Source organism: Halomonas sp. A020 (assembly GCF_027943625.1).
GTDB classification, from domain to species: Bacteria; Pseudomonadota; Gammaproteobacteria; order Pseudomonadales; family Halomonadaceae; genus Vreelandella; species Vreelandella piezotolerans.
Genome location: NZ_AP022850.1, coordinates 1923211 through 1942714, shown reverse-complemented (window position 1 = coordinate 1942714; position 19504 = coordinate 1923211). Strand labels below are relative to the sequence as shown.

The 19504-nt window shown below is 47.5% G+C and carries 13 protein-coding genes; 5 read left to right on the top strand and 8 right to left on the bottom strand.

Annotated features, from left to right (window positions below):
* Positions 1-437 precede the first annotated feature (437 nt).
* Positions 438-884: an Rrf2 family transcriptional regulator gene (locus FRH_RS09105; RefSeq protein WP_281998125.1), complete on the bottom strand. Its 447-nt coding sequence runs from the start codon at positions 882-884 to the stop codon at positions 438-440.
* A 443-nt stretch (positions 885-1327) separates the two neighbouring features.
* Here FRH_RS09105 and nadS point away from each other — a divergent pair, with 443 nt between their 5' ends.
* On the top strand, positions 1328-1543 hold the full coding sequence (gene nadS / locus FRH_RS09100) for a NadS family protein (RefSeq protein WP_281998124.1): 216 nt from the start codon (positions 1328-1330) through the stop codon (positions 1541-1543).
* A gap of 679 nt (positions 1544-2222) precedes the next feature.
* Here nadS and FRH_RS09095 read toward each other — a convergent pair.
* The 3 genes from FRH_RS09095 to FRH_RS09085 form a co-directional block, all read right to left on the bottom strand.
* Positions 2223-2966: a ZIP family metal transporter gene (locus FRH_RS09095; protein WP_281998123.1), complete on the bottom strand. Its 744-nt coding sequence runs from the start codon at positions 2964-2966 to the stop codon at positions 2223-2225.
* A 736-nt stretch (positions 2967-3702) separates the two neighbouring features.
* Positions 3703-4719, bottom strand: coding sequence for a sensor domain-containing diguanylate cyclase (locus FRH_RS09090; protein WP_281998122.1), 1017 nt, complete (start codon positions 4717-4719; stop codon positions 3703-3705).
* Between the two features lie 60 nt (positions 4720-4779).
* Positions 4780-7584 (bottom strand): EAL domain-containing protein, encoded by a 2805-nt coding sequence (locus tag FRH_RS09085; RefSeq protein ID WP_281998121.1) that lies wholly within the window; start codon positions 7582-7584, stop codon positions 4780-4782.
* A gap of 285 nt (positions 7585-7869) precedes the next feature.
* Here FRH_RS09085 and FRH_RS09080 point away from each other — a divergent pair, with 285 nt between their 5' ends.
* From FRH_RS09080 to FRH_RS09065, 4 genes are all read left to right on the top strand, one after another.
* Positions 7870-8670 carry an alpha/beta hydrolase gene (locus tag FRH_RS09080; protein WP_281998120.1) on the top strand — a complete coding sequence of 267 codons (801 nt, stop codon included), beginning with the start codon at positions 7870-7872 and terminating at the stop codon, positions 8668-8670.
* A 15-nt stretch (positions 8671-8685) separates the two neighbouring features.
* Complete coding sequence (locus tag FRH_RS09075) at positions 8686-9678, top strand: sensor domain-containing diguanylate cyclase (RefSeq protein WP_281998119.1); 993 nt, start codon at positions 8686-8688, stop codon at positions 9676-9678.
* A gap of 540 nt (positions 9679-10218) precedes the next feature.
* Positions 10219-10725 (top strand): hypothetical protein, encoded by a 507-nt coding sequence (locus FRH_RS09070; RefSeq protein ID WP_281998118.1) that lies wholly within the window; start codon positions 10219-10221, stop codon positions 10723-10725.
* Positions 10725-11858 (top strand): GGDEF domain-containing protein, encoded by a 1134-nt coding sequence (locus tag FRH_RS09065; protein ID WP_281998117.1) that lies wholly within the window; start codon positions 10725-10727, stop codon positions 11856-11858. The genes FRH_RS09070 and FRH_RS09065 overlap by 1 nt, the downstream gene beginning before the upstream one ends.
* 281 nt (positions 11859-12139) lie before the next feature.
* Here FRH_RS09065 and FRH_RS09060 read toward each other — a convergent pair whose 3' ends face one another.
* From FRH_RS09060 to FRH_RS09045, 4 genes are read right to left on the bottom strand one after another with little or no spacing between them, the layout of a single operon-like run.
* Positions 12140-13336, bottom strand: a complete 1197-nt coding sequence (locus FRH_RS09060; RefSeq protein ID WP_281998116.1) for a GIY-YIG nuclease family protein — start codon at positions 13334-13336, stop codon at positions 12140-12142.
* Positions 13329-15392, bottom strand: coding sequence for a DEAD/DEAH box helicase family protein (locus FRH_RS09055; protein ID WP_348773460.1), 2064 nt, complete (start codon positions 15390-15392; stop codon positions 13329-13331). Before FRH_RS09055 ends, FRH_RS09060 begins: the two co-directional genes overlap by 8 nt.
* A gap of 13 nt (positions 15393-15405) precedes the next feature.
* A complete protein-coding gene (locus FRH_RS09050) occupies positions 15406-16407 on the bottom strand; it encodes a virulence RhuM family protein (protein WP_281998114.1) in 1002 nt (333 codons plus the stop codon).
* Positions 16404-19199, bottom strand: a complete 2796-nt coding sequence (locus FRH_RS09045) for a DNA methyltransferase (protein ID WP_281998113.1) — start codon at positions 19197-19199, stop codon at positions 16404-16406. Before FRH_RS09045 ends, FRH_RS09050 begins: the two co-directional genes overlap by 4 nt.
* Positions 19200-19504: the final 305 nt, after the last annotated feature.

Sequence of the window (19504 nt, the reverse complement as noted above, 5' to 3'; positions counted from 1 at the left end):
AGCTCTGTTTCTAGGCTTTCGCCCACCAACGTGACCACCGTATGAAGGAGCTGATTCGAGTTGGCAAGGCCACCTGGGGGTGCCCTACTTAAGCTAAACCACATTTGATTGAGATGGTCTCGGGTACGGTCATCGCGTCGTGTTCTGTTTCGTGCAGTAGATGCTACGACATGCCGAGCAAATCTATAGAACACCTAATGAATGAGCGCTGCTTGAGTGCCATCCCGTTGGCAAGCCAGTGATTCAACGCCCTGTAATAGCCTGGTGTTAGAGGTGGGATATGCCGAAATCGTCAGTTAAGACCGAATTGGAAGACCAGAAGCTCGCCTTTGCGGTACCGGCGTACAAAAAAGACATAGAAGCACCCACTCATGGTGGCATGCACCGACGGTAGGAATAAGTGAGACGCATTAAAAACGCTACTACTGGAGGTAGCGTTAAGCGCTAATCGCAGGAATACGCATTAATTTTGCTAATTGGGGGTGCCGGTCGCCGAGTAAATCCGCCAATGTGTAGCAATTAAGAACATCAAAAAAAGCGGACAACGCTTCGTTTAAAATCGGTTTCAGTCGGCAGGCAGGCGTGATGATACAGCCGTTTTCTTCCTGAAAGCACTCGACTAAGGCTGTGTCGTGCTCCATCTCGCGCACTAGCTCACCTAGCTTAATAGTGGCAGGGTCACGGGTTAGTATAATGCCGCCATGCTTGCCTCGAATAGCAGTCACATAGTGCTTTTGGCTAAGTTCCTGTACAACTTTCATCAAGTGATTGCGTGAAATGTTGAAGGTATCAGAGATTTCATGGATGGTAGAGCGTTCCTCACCTTTCGCGGCAAGATAAAGCAACACACGTATAGAGTAGTCTGTAAACCGGGTGAGACGCATGGCGCTTGCCCTGAATGTTGAGTTTAAATGGCAACCCATATTCAACGAGCGGTTGCTAAGATGCAACAGAGGCACGCGCTACAGCCATCAAGAAGGCACGTGCCGCTTACTCTGTCGTTGGTGAGCCAGATCGAATTCCAGCCGCAGGCTCAGCCTTCAGTATCATTGCTAAATACAACAGCTTACACACGCTACAATGCTCAGTTGTTGCCTAGCCTCTATTGAGGTGAGTCGATTCAGAGCATTGGAGGGCTTCGTCAAATACACATGGCGCTGGGCAACCAAGGTAAGAACGGCGGTGCTAGGGTTATCAACTTTTTGGCAACAGCAGAGAGAATCTACCTGATACTGGCCTACCCCAAGAGCGTGAGGGACAGCTTAACGCCCGCTGAAAAGGCCGCACTGAAAACACTGACCTAGCAATTGAAAGGGGAGGTTTCCAAATGAGCATTTTTGACGAGCTGCAATCGTCTCTGCAGGAAGCCGTTGAGATTAAACAAGGTAAAGCGCAGGCCAGCCGCATAACACGTCATGACGTGGCCGATGTGAAGGCCATCCGCACCAAGCTAAACGTCTATTTGCCGAAGCGATGGGAACCAGTGTGGACACCATCAAAAGCTGGGAAACCAAGCGACGTAATCAACTGGACTAGCAGCTAAGGTACTGGCGACGATTCAAGACAACCCAGACTTTTTCAACGAACTTGCTTCGCATTAGGACTTTTTACAGGACGAATGTAGCGTCAATATCTATTTGATATTTATGAAAAATATTGCTCGATACTCAGCTTGCCATAGGCAATCTGTCGATTAAATGGACCTTAAACTTTAACCATCACCCGCGCCGGAATTTGTGTGCGGCCAGACTGATATGCTTTTTCTGCACTGGCTGACCCCCATTGCACTCCCAATCGACTCAATGCCTCTTTAGCGACTTAGTCAGGGCACAGCAATCATTGGCTTGCCCGTAAGCAAGCATAATCAATAATAAGGGCCGTTTTCATTCCCGACTGCGTGCGTTATCTTTTTCTCGGCGGCGATCAAAACTCATACGGTTAACCAAATTGCAAGGATCTCTGTGTTGGCAACTAATTTGAGTTCCTGCTTCTGCTGAGCGCAACGAGTAATGTCCCTACCCCGCTGCAACATACCGGACGATATGGCCCTGACCACCCCTAACCAGCACGAAGGTTTGCACAATATAAAAGCTCTTACCATCATAGTACTGTTCAATCAATGTATCTCAAAATGTCTCGCCACAAATCAAAGTGTTCTATTTGTACTCAAGTACGCTTACCGGCAAGCAGACCGCTAACCACGGAAAACCAACAATAGCCTTTTAATGTATAGTGTACTGGAAGGCATACATGCAAAAAAAAGCAAGCACAACGGTGGTAGCAACGGCTTCAGGCGAGGCATCTTTAAGTGCATCGGGGAGCAATTCAGCAAACACCATCCACATCATAGCACCAGCGGCAATACCCAGGCCTACAGGCAAAAAAGGCGCAAACCAAGTAACAAACAAAAACGAGGGAACTGCCATCAGCGGCTGTGGAAGGCTAGTGAAAATACTCCAACCTCCTGCTTTTAAAACCGACATGCCGCGTGGAATTAAAACAAGGCTGATGGCTAACCCCTCCGGGATATTGTGAATGGCAATCGCGGCGCTAATGAACATACCGAGCGATTCCCCGCCGCCGTAAGAGACCCCCACGCCAATCCCTTCGGCGAAAGAATGAATAGTCATAATCCCAAGAATGAGAAGAGCTTTGCGTGCATTCACACCGCTCAATTCGCTGACATCAGGCGCGCCTCGGCGGGAAATAACTTTATCCGAGACCACAACGAGCAATAGCCCTAGCGCCATGCCCAGTAAAGTTAACCAAGGGGCATCTCCGCTACCCTCACTGACGAGGCTGTGACTGGCAGCCAGCATTAGCCCGGCGGCAAGCGCGTTAAAAAGGCTAAGCCAGCGAGGACTGAACTGCCTCACAAAAAGAAACGGCAGTGCACCTAAGCCGGTTGCAAGAGCAGTAATCATCGCGGCAATAAACACGATCCAAATAGTCACCTCAACAGACATAATCCACCTCAATCCTATAAAAGAATTACGTTATTCAATTTAGCATCCTATCAAAAAAGGCGATATATTTAGAATAAAATGGAATATGTGTTTCGGCACTTTCACACCTTAGCTGGAGGATCGCTATATGAAAGAAGTGCGTAAAACTACGCTGCCCATTGTGAAGATAGCCAAGGAAAACTAAGAGTTTAGTCACGTTATCTGGACTGGCGACAACACCCAGCTAGCATTGATGGCAATTCCCGTCAACGGTGAAATCGGTGGGGAAGTTCACCAAGGCCATGGTCAACTGCTTTATTTTGGCGAAGGTGAAGGTAATGCAACAATCGGTGAGACCACGGTGCCTGTGCATGCCGGGAAGTCAGTATCGTGCCTTCGGGTGTGTTTCATAACTTCCGCAATTCTGGCAATCTTAAACTCAAACTCTGCACAACATATTGTCCTCCAGAGCACGCGCCCGGCACTGAACACTAAACGAAAGATCAGGCTGACGCCGACAAATGCCCCTGCATCGCAGTGGGTGTCTTAATATGATGACTGCTTGTGGAAAAAATCGACTTCGACTGCCCTGTCCATCGGGTTCAAGCTCGTGCTCAATCTAGCTTTTGACGTCGCTGCGGTAACACCTCCTACTAGCTGCTTGTGGATGTTTTATGGGGTAGAGATGTGTGCGGGGATATACCGTTTCAAAAAGAAAAAACGGAGCAACGCCTAATTACAGCAAGCCATAATAAAACTAAATTTTTTGCTTCTTTCTCACATACATATCCGCATCAGCCAAATGAAGCACTTCATCAACATTCAACTGCCCAGGCTCGGTTGTAATCATACCAACACTCGCACCAGCATATTCAATAAAACAACCGCATATTTCGTATTTTCCACTTATTAAATTTTCTAACTCTCTTCGAAACGCTTCAGCAGAAATAGACAGTGAACTACTACTAGCAGCACGCAAAACAACAAACTCATCCCCACCATAACGAGCAATGACATCAGTAGGTAAACAGAAATTTACGAGTTTGCTTGCCACCTGTATAAGAAAACGATCACCAGCATCATGCCCATACTTATCGTTAATTTCCTTAAAGCCATCCAAATCAATAAATGCCACATGCAACCCGAGACAAGTAGCATTTACCCTGTAGAGATTTTCATCCAATGCTTTGATAAGTGCTCTACGATTTAGAATTCCAGTCAATGGATCTGTATAAGCATGTTGCTTAAGTAATTTATTTTCATTCACTAGAATATCTAGTAGCATTTCGCTTTCAATATAACGAGCTATCAAAGACGAGAAAAGAGACAAATATCGCTGAACATGGGGAGGCACTTCGATTTTACTGTTACTCGCAGCGCACAAGGTTCCATATAAAGTATTATTGACAAGCCTTATAGGCTCACTTAAATAAGTACATATGCCAAGCTCTTGAGCAGCGAGCGAGTCTCCCCACACTTCAGAAACATTTTGTGTATAGTTGCATCCATCACGTAAAGCTCTCTGACAAAGAGTGTCTCCCCAAGGAACGACTAACCCTTCTGGTATGTCAAGCTCACGAGTATTTTTAGCGTAAAGAACTGTCTGCACCCCCTTCACTTCATCAATAACCGTAAAATAAGTTGATTCAAGGCCTGTAACTTCTTCCATTAAATCTAAAAGGGGGCGCGCCACTTCTTCTAGTCGATTCGTATCTGAAAATGCTTCGGACAATTTAGCAAGAACCGAAGCAGGAATATTTGAAATACGAGTCATATTAAGCCCCTCCATTATCAACCACTCAAATTGAGTAATGATGCGTTTTAAAAGACACTATTAAGCTGATAAAGACATATCCCTTCCCCACATTTCAAGAAAATTGCTGGCTGGTAATGGTGGACTATAAAAATAACCTTGACCCTGTCGACACCCCATACTTGCTAACAGTTCAGCTTGATCTTTCGTCTCAACGCCCTCAGCGATAGTCGACATACCAAGCGAGTCAGCCATAGCAATAATAGTCTGAACAATCACCCTGTCATGGTGATTCGACAGTATTTCCTTAACAAACGAAATATCAATTTTTAATGTATCAGCAGAAAAGCGTCTTAAGTAAGATAGTGACGAATAACCTGTACCAAAGTCATCAATAGAGCACGAATAGCCCATTGCACGAAGTGCTTGTGTCATCAATACCGTTTGCTCTGGATCGCGCATAAAGTCGCTTTCAGTAAGCTCCAAACCAATAGCCTCAGGACGCACGCCCTGAAGAAGATGCTTTATGTGATTAAGCAGCTCAGTATCTGTAAATTGTTGCGCCGAGATATTGATTGACAGACGACCTGGCAACGCATAGCCACTATTTAACCATTCCGTTAATTGATGACCTGCCTCCTTCAATACCCAAGCACCAAGGTGAAGAATTAAGCCTCTTTTCTCTGCAAGAGGTATAAACTCTGAAGGGCTAACCCACCCCCACTCTTGATCAAACCAACGACACAGTGCTTCTGCGCCTGTCAAACGGCCCGTTTTTAAATCAACTTGTGGCTGATAATATAATTCAAGATTATTATTTTCAATGGCTTCATTAAGACGCTCAATCATTTCTTGCTGACGCTTTAGCACTAATGTCATCACTGGGTCATAAATAGAAACAGTTTTTTCTTGCTGTTTCGCATGATAAAGAGCAATACTAGCATCTTGAAACAACTCACCAGAATCGACAGCATCATGAGGATAGCAGGCGGTTCCAACACTAACATTTAATGTAAAACTGCGATGCTCAATGTGTATCGGAGCAGAAATAGCATCACAGAAACGTTCAATAGCAAGTGTGATAACTTGAGCTTCAGTGAAAGGAAGCAGAACAGCAAACTCGTCTCCAGAGAGCCTTGCGACGACTTCTCCTTGTTCAACAACATAACGTAATCGGTTGGCAACTGATTGCAAAATCTGGTCACCTATGAAATGACCGTGATTATCATTAATTTCTTTAAACCTGCGGATATCAAGCAAAATCAACGCTAACATCGCTTCTTTTTCCGCTGCCTCTGAAAGCAAAAGAGAAAGCTTTTCTATAAAGTGTACGCGATTAGGCAGGCCTGTTACTGTATCCTCATACGCTAATTGGTGAATATACTTATGATTACGGCGACGCAACAATTCAGCAGCTGCACCAGAAGAAAGAATTCTTAAAACGGATGTTGCCAATGAATTAGTTTCTAACGGCTGATAGTAAAGTAATACTATTATGCCAATAGGTTGTCCCTCCGCGTTATCCAATCTTCTGCCGATCCATGCATCCACTTTTCTATCTATTCCTAAAAACTTTACATTAGCTCCAGCATTAACAACTCCTTCCCTGGCATGTAATATTTTTTCAAAAAAACTTCCTTCTATAACAGCACTCCGACTTAAAAGAGGTTCCCCTTCCGCCACTACACTTATAGTGTTCATTACTCTAGCATTTGACTCAAACAACTCATCACCAACACCTATCAGACCATCAGCATCTTCAAACTCGCCAATAAACCCTACATCAGCATCTAACAGCTGTGTTAAGTTTTTTAATAATTGATGAAAATATCCATCTCCTTGACGAGTGGTCACGGTTGAGGCAATTTTAAAAACTACATCTTTGACTCGCTGAGCCTCATGCTGCTCAGTGATGTCCGTAATAAAGCCTTCTAAAAAAATGCCGTTCTGGTCATTATCACATACGACTTGCCCTGCATCTTGGACCCAACGTATTTTATTCTTTTCCGTTACAATTCTGTAGACAAGCGTGTATGAATTGTTTTGAAAAATGGACTTTTGAATTTCATTTAATACGTATAAACGGTCACTCTCATGAATAATGTGACGAAGAAAAAAAGAAGGTTGATCAATTAACTTATCAGGTGTGTAACCAGTTAATGCTAACGCACCGTTACTCGCCACTTTCATAGACCAGTGAGTATTGTTTAAACGCTGATATGCCATACCAGGCAAATGATCAAGCAGTGTAAGCAGCCGCTTCTCGCTAGCTTTAGCTGCTTGTTCAGCATCAATTCGTGCAATTTCTGATTCGATTTGAAGAGCAGCAATGCGCAGAACTTCCTCTTCAAATTTTTCGAACTGCATAGGTATGTCTTTCATAACGGCTAATAAGCCTAGTGAACGTCCCGTAGCGTCTTGCAAGGGAAGTCCTAAGTAGCTATCTACGCCCATCTTTTGCAAAAGCAAATCTTTGGGAAACAGTTCCTGAACATTGGAAGGATAAATGCAGGCTTTGTAGCCAATGACCGTTTCACAGGGAGTACCCAACAGCGGGTACTGAATATTGCCCACCAACTGACCTTCCGACCAAACCGCCAAGGTCTCTGCCTGCCCTGGCTCTTTCACTCTAGCGATGAGCACGTGATCTACTTCCAAGATCGTCGCTAAGCGCTCTACGAAGCGGGGGAAAAAATCAGTTGCTCGACTTTGCACCAGGCCCTCCGCCAGCTTCTGGAAGGCGAATTCAGCTCTATTGACTCTCATACTGCCCCCGTTATTTTGTTGATGTTTGACCATAGAACGAGGATCACATACGTACCAAAATTGCATGAGATGCTTATTAGGTAAACCTTCTGAGATCACGCCATCAGCTATTGCATTCAACTATCACAGGCCTTGAACTTTCACGATCAAAGCAACACTTTGATCAGCTAGATGCTGATATTAAAAAACGCCCCGCATGCCTCGCAAGCTATTGAAATAAGACAATTTTTATTTCCATGAACCATCTGCCGAACCAAGACTAAGAGACTGCATACGTATCGATTTGCTCCTAACGATCATTGTTCATGGGTAACTTTCTCCACCTATGCAACCAGAGGTGCCAAAAATTGACCATGCATGCTACCGTTATAGCACTAGAAAAAATAATACACATGGGCCTTTTTTATGATGTCACGTCGCTGCTTACACAATGTCAATGAACTCGGACATGGCACCACCCCCTTACTACTTATTCATGGTTTTGGGTGCGACCAAACGGTCTGGCATCGTCTTATACCTTCACTTGAAAATGATTATCGATTAGTTTTTGTCGACCTGGCCGGCTTTGGTGGTGCCGACCCTGAGCTTTACGATGATCAACGACATACCACGCCCGCAGGTCATGCTGAAGATATCGCCGCCCTATGTGATGAATTGCAGCTGGAAAACGCCATGATGCTGGGGCACTCCATTGGCGGTACTATTGGACTCCTCGCATCTATTTTACGCCCTCAGGCTTTCAGCCGACTGGGGCTGATTTGCAGTTCGGCGCGCTACTTGGATGATCCACCTGACTATCGCGGTGGTTATACCTACGATCAGCTTGATAGCTTAATGCAACTAATGGAGCAGAATTACCTTGACTGGGCAGGGACCATTTCCAAAGTCGCGCTAGGTGATGCGATTACAGATGATAACCAACGTAACTTACAGCAACGCTTTCTTGATGTGTCACCCGACGTATTGCGTCCGCTCGCAAGAAGTATTTTTCTGGGCGATAATCGTCACCACCTACCTCAAGTCACGGTACCGAGTCTCATCATACAAACGGCGCGTGATGCCATCGTTCCTGTTGAAGCCGCGCAGTATCTACAAAAACACCTGCCCGAAAGCGAGTTAATCATCCTTGATGCAGGCGGTCACTACCCCCAGATGACAGCACCAGACACCCTAGCTCGCGTACTTCAGTCACGTTTTGCAGCTTAAGGGAAATAACAATAGATGACGATCAAGACCATGGATTTTGAACGCTGGTGGCAACTCGCCCCTTCAGGTCTAGTCGTGTTAGATGAGCGTGGGACTATATTACAAATAAACCAAACGCTAGTAGATTGGCTTGGCTGCTCGCGAAAAAGGCTGATCCATCAATCGGCTAGTGCTCTGTTTACTACTGAGTCGCACTTACTATACCAAGGGGTACTTGCCTTTCGCCTAAGCGCAATAGGTGTAGTCGATGAAGTACACCTTCACCTACAAGGTACGAATGGCAATGCGTTCCCTGTGCTTTGTAGTGCGCGCCGTCTAGATGCACCAGACCCACCCTTAACATTACTCGCCATGGTGCCCATTGTCCGTAAAGACCAGCTAGAACAGGAACTGTTAGAGGCTCGGCAAGCGGCACAGAATGCCTTAAAAGAAAACAAGCTCGTCATTAACGAGTTAGAGGCAATGCGTGTCAAACTAGAATCTCATAACCAAGAGCTTCAACGACTCACGATGCAGCTAAGTCAAGAAGCCAGAAGTGACCCACTAACAGACTTGCCCAACCGTCGCCACTTTGAGCTTGCTCTGGAAGAACGCTTTGCACGTGCATCCATTAACCGCCATTCCGATGTATTTAGTGTCGCCATCTTAGACATTGACCACTTCAAGCCTATCAACGATACCTATGGGCATGCCGTAGGAGATGAAGTATTACAACAGCTTGCCTTGCTGCTCTCCTCTCAGATGCGTGGGAGTGATCTTGCCGCCCGCATAGGCGGCGAAGAGTTTGCCTTGCTCATGCCAGAAACATCACTTGAAGAGGCTTCCCATGCGCTAGAGCGCTTGCGGCTTGCTATTGAAGCGCACTCTTGGCAACCAGTACCTATCACGGCCAGCATAGGGGTTGCAGGCTACCAAGCAGGAGATACGAAAGAAAATCTGATGGCCCGAGCAGACCGTGCCCTTTACAAAGCCAAACACCTCGGACGAAATCATGTCGCGAAGAGCTAATTGGAATTTTTATGCACCGACAGAGATCGAGTGTAGACGCTCATAACCGTGCTAAAACGCCTTATCGCGTGCGGGATATTGCCATAGACGTTGGCCTAATGATGACGGCTTTCACGTTTATCCTTTTGGGCGGCACAGGGCTCGTTGGACGTTTGGCAGGCATTAATTATCCGCTTAGTGGCCTGATGGTCACCGATGCTGCCTTGACAGGTTTACTGGCAGGTTGCTGCTTGCTGGGATGGTTAACTTATACTCGTCCGCTCAGCATTGCGGCGGCTTTACCGTTAGCAGCAATTACGCTGTATACCTTATTGCACAACAGCTGGGGTGGTAGGCCTTGGGCATCTAGTTCTTGGGTATCGGGCGGACTACGAATCCTTTCAGTAGCCGCTCTACTTTTGTTTTTGGTTTGCTTTTTGCACCTTACTAAAAAATTGACTTAGCACACACCTCTGACGCATGATGCTTTCAGTAAAATATCACTTGCAGCAGTCCATAGCACGCTAACCCTTTCAAATAGGTATCAGTATGCTAGTCTTCATGCGCCATGCAATTAAGGCAATGATATTTGCAGTTTATACTTTTGTAGGAATATCACAAGCCGCTGACATAACCTTGAGCACGTTGACACCGTCAACAGATGCATCTCATATATTGACTCTGCATGGTCCAGAGGGCAGAAACTCTATTAGTCGCTTAGATATTGAGCAGTCTCGACTTTATGAACTGTCACTACAACATTTCGAAGGTTTACAAGGGAGGTTCGCAGGTGTATGGCTGGAAGACTTCCTAAATGCTCAAGGTATAGGACAAGTCGAAACGCTGCGATTTATTGCGCACGATGACTATACTATTTTTCTGACTTCAGAAGATCGCTTAAGAAAACGCTATTTCTTGGCGACTAGATTTGATGATAAGCCCCTGACTCGTAAAGAATTTGGCCCTACAATGTTGCTTATTCCTGAAGACTCTGAAGCCGTTAGAGCAGGCACGGAAAGCATGACCACATGGATATGGTCTATTAAAGACATCTACCTTCAACCATAATGAAAAATTATAACCAAAAATTGCAGCGGCGTTTATGGCTAGGCCTTACACTATTGGCTGGTTTTTTTGCTATTACTGCTGGCCTTTATCTTTATCACGCACGCCAACATTTAGGATCTAATTACACGGCACTGGTGGCAGATGTCATACGTCCACAACTACATACTGCTATTATGCACACTACCTTAAATGATTTATCAGAACGCCCACAAGACGCTCAACTAATCGATCGCCTTGATAATCTTTTCTGGCGCATTCCACAACATATACATGGCGTTGAGTTTGGCTTAAGAAAGGCTAAATTCCTACCCACTGATTACCATGTCCCTTTAGATCAGTTGCTTCGCATAGAAGAAGAGCTGCCTATATTACGTCAATCTCTTGAAGACATTTTAGCAGGCGCATCTCCTAATAATTTCATCCAACAAGCACTTGCCGTTGAAAATGACTTAGCACAAGCATACAGCAGTTTAAGTGAACTACTTCATTCAGAAGCCGCCAAACAACGTCTTGTATTAGACCGTCTTGCTGCAGGCACTGCAATTTTAGTCCTTTTTACTCTTTTACTTTCAGGAGGTCTAATATTTTCTTTAATACGTCTCAACCATCAACACAATCGTGTTATCAAGCTAAGTTTGACAGATGAATTAACAGGTCTCTACAACCGTCGGTATATGCTAAATACTACTGAGAATTTATTTAAAGAAAATAACCATTGCAAATCATTATTAAGCATGGCGTTGCTAGACCTCGATTACTTCAAGCGAATCAATGACCAGTTTGGACATCCAATCGGAGACAGAGTACTCAAGGGATGTGCTGACATTCTTCGGAGGGAAGTACGTGGATCTGATATCGTGGCGCGCTTAGGTGGAGAAGAGTTCTGCATTCTCATGCCTAATACGGATACACATAGCGCATTAGAAGTAACAGAGCGAGTACGCTCACGAATTGCATCTATGACCCAGCATGAACTCGGCGTACCAATATCCATAACGGTTAGCCTAGGCTTGGCAACGGCTCTTTATCATCAAACTTCTTTTGACGAACTTTACTCTCTAGCCGACAAGGCTCTTTATCAAGCCAAATCTCATGGCAGAAACTGTATAAAGCTCGCCAATAAAAGCTTTTAATTGTCATAAGGCAACACACTACTTCTCAAGACCTATACATAACAATTCACTCATCCATTAGTTAATAAAAACACCGCTTTTCCTTATTCTTGATCCTTAATAAATCTTAATCTTCTTTCCCCTAAACTATCCAAACCCCTAAAATAAAATCCACGAACATTCTTTCTTACACGAAACCCAAGCATACAACATGTTTACAATCTGCCCCAGTCCTAGTGTAGCAGATCAACTTTCTAAATCGGCTGGGGATGGTACAAATCATTTCTTACACAGTGAGCCTTCTATAAAAGCTTGGCTGAAGATGGCTCATAAACCCTCCCCATAATCGACCCATCCCGAATCCGCTCCACCGCTTCATCAATCACATGCAATGGCACCAAAAACCACTCGCGTGGTTTGACCGGGTGGCCAAAGCGATCTTGAATAGTCAGCTCAAGCTGTGCGGGGGCGAAGATGCGGTGAAAAAGTGCTTCCAGTTTGCGGCGGTTGATACCGGCCAGCTTGTAGGTGGCGACCACCTCAACATCCGCTAATAAGTAGGTGGCATCATGAGCGGCATTGGCGATGCGCGCTTCGACCTTGCCACCGGTTACGCCGATTTTGTGGATCAGCTCCCGGTGCTCAGCCACAAACGGATGTTCTGACAGGCTACGCAGCACGTAGATAGTGCCGCTTTCTATGTCATCGTCTTCCCAGGTTTCGCTGAAACGGTTTTCAGTGGGCGGTTGCTCAGCAAACAAAGGTCCGGCATCGGGTTCGGTAATACGGCGGCTGGCCTCGTCTTTGTAGAGCGCTCTTACCAACGATAAGCGCAGTAGATTGCTTTCCGTGCCGTTGGAGAAAATCACTCGCAGGCGGGCATCTTTCTTGCCTTGGGGTGAATCAAACTCTTCCCCCTCCTCGGCCACATAAGCTGTTTGCCCATCCACGATGAACCACTGCCCCACCTCGATAGTAGCGTTCTTACCGAAGCGACGCGTGGTTCTTAGCCCACTTTTTAGCTCGCTTTCTATTTGCTCAAACAGCGGCTGGTAGGTCGCAAAGTCGTCGCACTTCTCTCTGTTGGCAACCTCTTCAGCGGCACGTTTCTCGGCGCTTGAACGCACATGCTTTAGCTCAGTCAGCTCAGACGCCCCAGAAATACCTGAAAGCTCAGTCAGCAAGGCGTCATCGTCCAGCGTATCTGTTGCGTCTAAATCGCTGGTACTGTTGCCATCTAACAAGCCTTGATGGTCAAGGGGCTCCACTAAGGTTCGGCACTCTTCAAGCGAACGAATGCGATCAAGGCGAACGGCATAGAGCCGTTCAAAAATATCGTTGTCTTCACCGTGCTGCGGGGCACGGCCATGCTGCTCAACAAAGCGCTGAATCTCTTCAAAACCAGCAATGATGCGCTCTTCACGTGCCGAAAGGCCTTTCTTTTTCTCGGGTTGAGCTAACTCATCTAGCTCGGCGCGCAAGTCGTCCAGATCAGTCATAACGCCCCTCATCTTTAAAGCGTACAAATGCAGAAGCGCCTTCGGCCATGCGTTTCTCCCAGGCATCTTGGGAACTGATAGAAGGCAAACGCCCACGCTCTTTCTTGAATTTGACCGCTCTCATCGCCAGCTCTTTGGCTTCATCAGGCGTCAGATTGGTACGTTTGCCAGAGATAACGGCAGCCACTTGCTTCAAGCTGTCTTCGCTCATGCTCTTGGCCAGAATCGCGTACGCCTCGCTGAAAGGGTTGATGCGATCAATCAAATCAATATCGAGCTCCCGCACGTCCATGGCAAACTTGCGCACCCCTGCTATTAACGCGGTGTTCGGCTTTGGCTCATTGCTACCAATGTCGACAGCCTCACTACCCGCTAGCAGCTGCTTGGCCTGCTGGGTGAGATTTAGCGCAGCGATGGCATGCTGGCGAACGGCTTCTTGGTCTTGCTCATCCAGATTGGGGTAGCGCTCTTTGATGATCTTGCCCATGCGTACCTGGGTGAGCTCTTCAGGCACCAGTTCTTCATCAAACAAACCACGCTCAATGGTGGTCTTGTCCTGCACAAAGCCGGTAATCACTTCATTCAGGTCTTCTTGGCAAATTCGAGTCGCTTCTTCACTTTTGGGTTCTGCCAGCCCCTTGATTTCGATGTGATATTTACCGGTTTCTTCGTTAATGCCTACGTTGCATTTGCCGGGGTTGTAGCCTTCATCACCGTAGTCGAACCCTTCTTGCGGGCCGCTGGTGGGGTGCTTTGGCTTGAACTCAAAGCGTGGTGCTAGCACTTGCTCCATCAATAAGCTGGCAGCGATGGCTTTTAGAGTATCGTTAATGGCTTCGGTGACGGCCTGTTCAGCCGCATCCGGCTCAGCGATCAAATTCGTGAAGCGTGCCCGTGTCTTGCCTGGTGCATCGCGCGTGGCGCGACCAATGATTTGCACAATCTCCGTTAGGCTGGAACGGTAGCCCACCGTCAACGCATGCTCACACCAAATCCAGTCAAAGCCCTCTTTCGCCATACCCAGGGCAATGATGATGTCGACATGATCACGGTTATTTTTCTGCGCAGGGTCTTTCAATGCGCTCGATACACGCTCACGCTTGGTTGAATCATCATCTACCAAATCGGCAATTTTAAGCAGCCGCCCTTCTGGCGTTTTCACCAGTTGAAAACCGGTGGTCGGGTCAGCACCCTGCCACTCCCCCAACGCTTCGATGATATGTTCAACCTCACGCACCTTATCTTTAGAGCTCTCGCGAGAGTTGACGTTGGGAATATGGAGTATGGTCTTCTCAGCAGGATCAAGCACCTTGAGGATGTCATCAGCGTACGAGCCAGAATAAAAGTAGTAGCCGATATCGAGCTGCTTGAGGTACTCGTAACCGTTAAGCTGCTCGTAATAGGTGTACGTCACCGTATCAAAGCGCGACTCATCCTGCGGAGCCAACACCGCTTCGGTGTCGCCTCGGAAGTAGGAGCCGGTCATCGCGACGATGTGGACCTTATCGCGGTGGATAAAGCCGCCCAAATGAGCACCAAGTTTGTTATCCGGGTTGGCTGAAACGTGGTGGAACTCATCTACGGCGATTAATCGGTCATCAAAGGCCGCTAACCCAAACTGATCAATCGCAAAGCGGAACGTGGCGTGGGTACACACCAGCACTTTGTCGCTGCTTTCGAGGAAAGCACCTAACGATTTGACCTTGCCGCCATTGTCCGTGCCCGGCGCGTTGCACAGGTTCCATTTAGGTTCTACATGCCAATCAGCCCAGAAGCCGTAATGACTGAGCGGCTCGTCGTTAAAGCTAGAGCCGATAGATTTTTCCGGCACCACGATAATGGCCTGTTTCAGCCCCTGGTTGTGCAGCTTATCCAGCGCAATAAACATCAGCGCGCGGCTTTTGCCGGATGCAGGGGGAGATTTGATCAGCAGGTATTGCTCGCCTCGGCGTTCGTAGGCACGCTCTTGCATGGGCCGCATGCCCAGTTCATTGGACGTAGTAGAGCTGCCATTGCTAGCGTACGAAACGGAAACTGAAGGTACTCTCTTCGTCATAATGCAATCCCTGTCAGGGCTTCTTGCCCTTGTATTTGAGGTCTTGTTCCAGCTGTTCGATTTCTTTTAGGTCAGCGGCATCGGCTGCTTTTGCTTCCGCCGTACGCCGTTGCTGGTCGAACACCTCATAACGCTCACGGGCAATCTTTTCCATGTTTTCACGGCTAACCGAGCCTGCGCCTTCGAGGATGGGCTGGTCATTAAACGCCAGCATCTTATCGACGTTGTTACGCCAGAAATCCAGTGTAAGTTCTTTCTGGTTCTTGACCCTGAGCTCTGCCTGTTCGAGGAAGATCACCACCAAACGGTTCAGCGTGTCGATTTCGTCAGCCGTTAGGTAGTTTTTGGCCACGATGACATCCTGCTTGCGAACCCGTGAGCCACTCCAGTTAGTCAACGCCATATTGGGCATAGCTGGGTCTGAGCGTTTTAAGATCAGCTCAGCAGCAGTGTGGCTTGTGGCCGCATACAGTAGCTTGTTTTGCACTTCGGCAAAAAACTGTGCCGTCTCGCGCTCGCGAGCCTGATAATCGGAGCTAAGCGCAAAGAGATCGCGGACTTTCTGGTAGAAGCGCTTTTCCGAGGCGCGTATGTCACGGATGCGCTCCAAAAGCTCATCGAAGAAATCCCATCCACCTGGATTTTTAAGGCGCTCGTCGTCCATCACGAAGCCCTTAAGCAGAAACTCTTTCAGGTGGGTGCTGGCCCACTGGCGGAACTGCACGCCACGAAACGAACGGACGCGATAGCCGATGGCCAGGATCAAGTCGAGGTTGTAAAGCTTAGTACGGTAGTTCTTGCCGTCTGCGGCAGTTGTCAAGGATTCCTTGACAACTGAATCCTGCCGTAACTCGCCATCTTCAAAGATATTTTTGGCGTGCAGGGAGACGTTCTGCTTGGTAGTTTGGAACAGCTCGGCAATTTCCAGCTGGCTTAGCCAGATACTGTCGCCTTCTACACGCAGGTGCAGTTGGGTGCGCCCATCGTCCGTAGTGTAGAGAATGAGATCACTCATGCCTTCCTCCGCGCTGTCTTATTGGTAGACGCTTGACTAGGATCCTCTGCGATCATCTTGGTATACAACTCAAACAGCTTTTCCAGGCGCTCCGTATCGTTCTTGAAGCGCCGCCCGATGTAGATCCGCTCCAACACTTCATCATTGCGCTCATGGGCTTCACGCAGATTGTCGGGCATTTTTTCAGGGTCGTAGAGTTCAGCAATGGTGGCCGGAAAGTGCGTTTCACGAGCCAACAGGATATTTTCGGCACAGCGGGTCAGGTCGATTTTGTTTTTTTCGGTCAGGGTTGGGACTGGGAAGGTGTTCCAGCCGAGCTCGTTTGAGTAGCGAAAATCAGTTTTTAGCTGCCCACAGACTGTTGCAATCCAAGATAAGTGCAGCTTTGATACCAAAATAGCAAGTTGCCAAAGTGGAGAATCAAAGATAGCGAATGCCTCACTGGAAACTGTGCTATCTGATCCAATCAATCCAGCGGGCAAGTAATGGCGCGATTCTGACGATGTTCTTGGCATAACTACTGTGTGAACGCGGGCACTACGCATTTCTCTCAGTTGATGTGCCCGCGTTGCCATTGTTCTTCCTCCGGCATCGGTACTGCTCAAACGCATTTTCTTAACAGCATCCACACGGCGTTTAATGCCAGGTACTAGCAACGCCTCTGTTAAATTTTTGTCTTCAATCCAAAGGCAGTATCTACTTAACCCATTTGTAAACTCCCTCGACCCATAAACTCTCCGCACCAATTCATGGCGGCGAGCTTCATTCAGATTTAGATCAGAGAGCTCATCGCGAGAAAGCAAAAGATTGCCGCCGTCATAAGGCATGTTTCCCAAATCCATGCATGATAAGCCGTTTCTGGGTTTCGAACTCTTTTTAACGAGCACATTGTCGCCGCCAACTAGATAGGGGTTTATGAGCGGAACAACTTTGACAAGTAGCTCATTATCGTCTGTTGACGAATAGATTTTTCGAGCAGTCTTCGCCTCTCTCGAAAGTCCTATGATCGCAACTATCACACCTGCATTGTGAGCAGCCAAGTTTTTCCATTTGAAAGAGGTATGAGCAAAAGCTATCTCATACTGATTTGATAAGATCAGCGGCCACAACAATGGAACCTGATGCCCGCGGCATATTGAATTTGTCGAAACAAATGCGCAAGCTGCGTTAGTGTGCTTGCCATAGTCAACCGCTTTAACAAACCAGCATCCAACATAATCAATATATCCATGCTTGACTCCGCGCGGGCCAAAAATATTCTCCATATCGAAAATCTGTTGCGCCGACTTTTTACCTTTTCCTGCATATGGCGGGTTTCCACAAATATATGTTTCGCCGCCCTCATTCTCAAAGTCGATCTGCGCCTGATCCAATGGTGACTCAAACAGATCATCTGCATGGTGTTTTACCGCCGTGCCTGTGGGAGGACAAATGCTCAACCAATCTAGGCGCAGGGCATTACCGCAGGTAATCCAATTATCGGAGCTGAGAGGTAAAAACTCGGCCAGTGCCAGCTTCTTGCCGCGGTAATGCAAGTCACACTGGTACTCGGCAATAATCAACGCTAGACGAGCAACCTCAGCTGAGAAATCTCGCAGTTCAATGCCTCGGAAATTGGTCAGCGGTATATCGGTTGGCCGGTTTGGCTCTTTACGACGCTGGTTTATTTCAGCTTCAATTTCACGCATCTGCTTGTAGGCGATGACCAAGAAATTACCCGAGCCGCAGGCGGGATCAAATACGCGAATTTTGGCCATGCGGTTGCGCAGATTTAGCAGCTTGCGGGCGTTGTCGCCTGCTTCCTCTAGCTTTTCGCGCAAGTCATCCAGAAACAGTGGATTCAGTACTTTCAAAATGTTCGGCACGCTGGTGTAGTGCATGCCCAATGCACCGCGCTCTTCATCGTCGGCCACCGCCTGAATCATCGAGCCGAAAATATCAGGGTTGATCTGTGTCCAGTCCAGGCTGCCGATGTGGAGTAGATAAGAGCGTGCAATTTTGCTGAAACGCGGTACGTCGACACTGCCGGAAAACAGACCGCCGTTTACATAGGGAAACTTCCCCGCCCAGCGGGGGATATTTGCCGCAGCATGCGCTTCTTGCCGCGTGTTCATGGCGCGGAAGATTTCGCTAATCACTTCATGGGTATTGGCAGAGTCTCTGGCGCTCATGTCTGACACGGTATCGGTAAACAGCCCGCTACCGGCGAAGATGTCCGTATCTTCGGCAAAAAAACAAAAGATCAGCCTAGCCATGAAGTGGTTCATTTCATGGCGCTGCTCTTCTGTGCCCCAGCTTGGGTTATCTTTCAGTAGCTCCACATACAGCCGGTTCAGGCGGCTGGTGGCACGAATATCAAACGAGCTTTCACGCACCTGTTTAACAGTGGTGATACCCGCCAGGGGCAAAAAGAAACCGAAGTGATCCGGAAATTCTTCATATTTGCAGGCAACCGTCTCGCCGCTTTCCAGCTCCTCGGCCTCTAGCATCTCACCATCGGTGGCAAGCACGAACTTCGCCTTGGCACGCGTAGTCGCGGGGCTAGCCTTCAACGCAGCTAGGGTTTCGTTAACGGCACCAGCCTCCGCCACCGCAATATGGATATTGTTGGTCTGTAATACACCGCCCCAGGCACCAGAAAAGTCCGACTTATTAGACGTACCCGAACGCAACCGCTTGATGGTGGTCGCCTTGTTGCCAAAAGCTTCTAGAAAGGCATAAGGGAACTCAGCCGGATCAAAGGGCTGTTGTGCCAAGTCAGAAATGGCGGATTCAATTTCAACTGCGTTCATGGAGTGCCGTTTTTCCTATTCAACTGCTGGCAGGTGCTACTTGCTCGACAAGCGGTGGGGTAACATCGGTCAAATCGCAGGATAATTAACGCTTTACCGGCTAGCTAGAGCGGAAAACACTACCCACTGCCCGCGTCATTGATTGACCAACGCCACGCAAACCCGGCGTTATCATGACGGAGTAGCAGAAGGTTTCCAAGGACTGGGTATTCATTTCATGAAAGCTATCATCTACGCCTGATTCTACCTATTGAGCAGGTACAGCGGAGCAACACAGATGCAAACGCCTTATAGCTCAATCGCTT